The following is a 3498-nucleotide window of genomic DNA, read 5'->3' on the forward strand; positions in this document are numbered from 1 at the left end:
ATGGAAGCGCTTCTTAAGGACTGAGGTGAGACCGCCGGCACTGCGCCTCCAGCGCCATCCGGCACAACGCATAAGGACGGCCCAACCGCTGAAGGAAACGTCATGAAGACGATGAAAAACCAAGGAAGTAAATCGCTGAAGAAGTCGGGCAATCAGGTGCGCATCACCTGCCGGAAAGAGGAGACCAATGATGTCGAAATTTGATTTTGAGCGTTTCGTTGCCGATCTGAACAAAGACGCTGACCTGCTGGAATCCATAAAAAAGAGTGTCACCGGTCTCGCGTCGCTGGTAGCGAGCGGAAAGATCCACGGCTACGATTTCACAATCGATGAGGCCAAGAGTTACATAAAAGCCAGTAGCCAGCGTAACTTGACCGAAAAGCAGGCCGATCGACCTGCCGGCAAGCACGGTTCGGACGTTGTGACCTCGATCAAAGCAGTCGAGACCGTTGTGGCTGCCACCACGGCTGTTGAGGCGGTGCAAGCGGCAACGACTGTCTTTGAAGCCGCCGAGGCGATTGTCGTGGTCGCTGCCGTCCTTGTCTAGCCAAACGGTCACGGGGGTGTTCATTCACCCCCGTGACAGATGAGAAAGTGACAATGGGAGGTAACCTCGTGGCGCATACTGCCAAGGAACACTATCGACAGATCTTTGATCGGCGAACACCTGGAGAGATCCGTACGCTAGCCCATATCAAGCGGTTCTTAGAATGCTTCCGCGGCGACACGGCATTTAGGATCGCGCTTTCAATAAACCTCAACAACCCTCATACCGTAGCTGCGCTATACGGAATTGAAGTCGATCCGATGGAGATGCTGCCGCTCTGGCACCCGGACTACCGGAAATTCTATGGCAAGCCGGAGTGTTCGTCGTGGCCGCTGGCTGTAACTTGGCTTGATTATATAGCCGAGATGGAGCGCAATCGCGACCTCCTGCGCGACGAGGGCAACATGCCTGTGGCCGCGCCTCGTTTCCATGCGTGGCGCGAGCGCCAAATAAGCCGCTGCGACGACCTGTTCGGCGATTGCGCGAAATCCATTACGCACCCCGTCATCGCTTTTGAGCTGAGCGAAGGCTGCACTGGGGGCTGCTGGTTTTGCGGCCTCTCGGCGGGCCAGTTCAAGGGCTATTATGAATATAGCGAAGAGCAAGCAGACCTCTGGCGCGGGATGGTCGGCGTCACGAGGGAAATGTTTGGATCTGCAGCGAGCACTGGCTTCTGCTATAACGCCACAGATCCGATGGATAATCCCGACTACGACCGCTTTCTCTTCGACTTCTATCAAATCACCGGGACATTACCACAAACAACGACGGCTATGCCTCTCAAGAACCTGGCACTCACCAAGCGCGTACTCAAGCTGTTCGAACATTACCGCTGCGTGACAAATCGTTTTTCCGTGCTCAGCACGGATCAGCTCAATCAAATCCACGCGGCATTTTCGCCCGAGGATCTCATGGGCGTTGAACTCGTCCTGCAGGGAAAGGGGATGCTAAGTTCAAAAGCTTTCGCCGGCCGTGCGCGAAACGAGATACTCAAAAACGGCGATGCGACACCCTTATCGAAGGGGGATCACTCGACGATTGCCTGCGTTTCCGGCTTTCTCATAAATATGCCGCGGCGGCGTGTGCAACTGATAACGCCGATACCGGCGAGCAAACGCTGGCCTCTCGGCTACCGCATTCTGGATGAACGTTTCTTCGGAACGCCAGACGAGTTCCAAGACGAAGTCCAAAGCATGATCGATGAGCACATGCACGAAAGCCCACCTTCCAACCGGCCAATCCGCTTCCGCGGGGACTTGTTGTACGAGGCAAAGCGCCATCACTTCCTACTCCGCTCGTGCCACTGGGAGTATCAGGTGCCCTACAACGCCGCTTCGATCTCCGTTGGCGATCTGATCGCAGGTGGCAATTGTACAACATCGGACCTGGTTGCGCGGGTTGTAACGGATGGAGCAAGCGCCATTGCTGTTGCCGATGGGCTCGACCAACTGCACATGAAAGGGTTGCTCGAAGATGACCTCGATGAGCGATTTGCCTGGCGTAGTAGCGAGGGCGGGACATGAGCTCCGATGTCCCAATCGTGCTGGTGAACATGCCGATGTCAGCGGTTGAACGCCCGTCGTTAGCGCTTGGTCTGCTGAAGTCGGTGCTGACGCAGGCCGGCATGAAATCGAAGACAGCGTATGCCAATATCTGGTTTCTGGAATACGCTGGTCTTGCCGACTATAGTGCACTTGAGACGTCCCCTCCGGAGGAAGCGCTTGTTGACTGGCTGTTCGCAGGCGCCGCATTTCCGGATTCCGAAACGGACCACGCCCGCTTCCTCGACCGGTATTTCCAGCGCAATCCGTGCCGAAATAAAAGTGAAGCCAAGCTTCGTGTGAAGTTCCTGAAGCTGCGTTCGCTCATCGGCGGCTTCATCGATTGGACATGCGGCAAGATACTGAAGGAACGGCCGGCTATTGTCGGTTGCACCTCAACATTCACCCAGCACGTTCCCGCGCTTGCATTGCTGCGCCGCCTGCGCCAGCTCTCGCCAGGCTTAGTCACCCTCATTGGGGGTGCGAATTGTGAATCTGTGATGGGACGTACTACTCATGCGCGGTTCCCGTGGGTTGACTACGTCGTGTCGGGGGAGGCCGACGAATTGATCGGGGGACTTTGTCGCGACATCCTCACTCGCGGTCGCGACATCCCACCGGCTGACCTGCCATTCGGCGTTTTCGGCCCAGTTCATCGCCAGACCGGCTATCCGGTCACGTTTACGGGCGACATGGTGCCCCGCGCAGTGGTCGAGGATTTACATACCCTGCCGCTGCCCGATTTCTCGGATTATTTTGCCGAACTTGAGCAATCGCTCTACGTCGACCGGATTGATCCCGGGCTTCCGATGGAATTCTCTCGCGGCTGCTGGTGGCAGCGCAGCAGCCCCTGCACGTTTTGCGGCCTGAACGGCGCATTGATGACTTATCGTCAGAAGCCGGCCGCACAAGCGCCAGAAGAGATGATCGAGATGTCAGCACGCTACGGCACGTCGCGCATCGAGGCGGTGGATAACATTTTGGCGAATGACTACGTTGAGAAAGCGTTGCCTCGCCTCATCGCTTTACCCAAGAAGCTCAACATCTTCTTTGAAGTAAAAGCCAATTTGAAGCGACATGAAGTCGAGAAGTTGGCCGCAGGCGGCATCCGCTGGATCCAACCAGGCGTCGAGAGCCTGGATAGCCGCGTTTTGAAGCTTATGGGCAAGGGAACGACGGCAGCGCAAAATGTTCAACTCTTGAAATGGTGTCGCCAGTTTGGCGTGCGGGTTAGCTGGAGCGTCCTATGGGGCTTCCCCAGCGAGCGCGACGCTTGGTATGCTCAAATGAGCAACTTGTTGCCGTTGCTGCATCATCTGCACCCGGGACACGTTGTTAGATTGCGCTACCAGCGCTTCAGTCTCTATCATCGCGCAGCCGACCGATATGGTCTGACGCTTAGGCCGGCGG

3 protein-coding genes are annotated in these 3498 nt (G+C 56.5%); all 3 read left to right on the plus strand.

Features of this window, described 5'->3' with window-relative positions; genetic code table 11:
- The first annotated feature begins 190 nt into the window (after positions 1-190).
- Positions 191-547: a hypothetical protein gene (locus A6U98_RS00075; protein ID WP_064646989.1), complete on the plus strand. Its 357-nt coding sequence runs from the start codon at positions 191-193 to the stop codon at positions 545-547.
- A 68-nt stretch (positions 548-615) separates the two neighbouring features.
- On the plus strand, positions 616-2070 hold the full coding sequence (locus A6U98_RS00080; RefSeq protein ID WP_245304468.1) for a radical SAM family RiPP maturation amino acid epimerase: 1455 nt from the start codon (positions 616-618) through the stop codon (positions 2068-2070).
- Positions 2067-3498, plus strand: a 1432-nt coding sequence (locus tag A6U98_RS00085; protein ID WP_064646991.1) for a RiPP maturation radical SAM C-methyltransferase, incomplete at its 3' end; no start/stop codon positions are given. The genes A6U98_RS00080 and A6U98_RS00085, both read left to right, overlap by 4 nt.

It is taken from the genome of Rhizobium sp. WYCCWR10014 (assembly GCF_001657485.1).
In the GTDB taxonomy this organism is placed as follows: Bacteria; Pseudomonadota; Alphaproteobacteria; order Rhizobiales; family Rhizobiaceae; genus Rhizobium.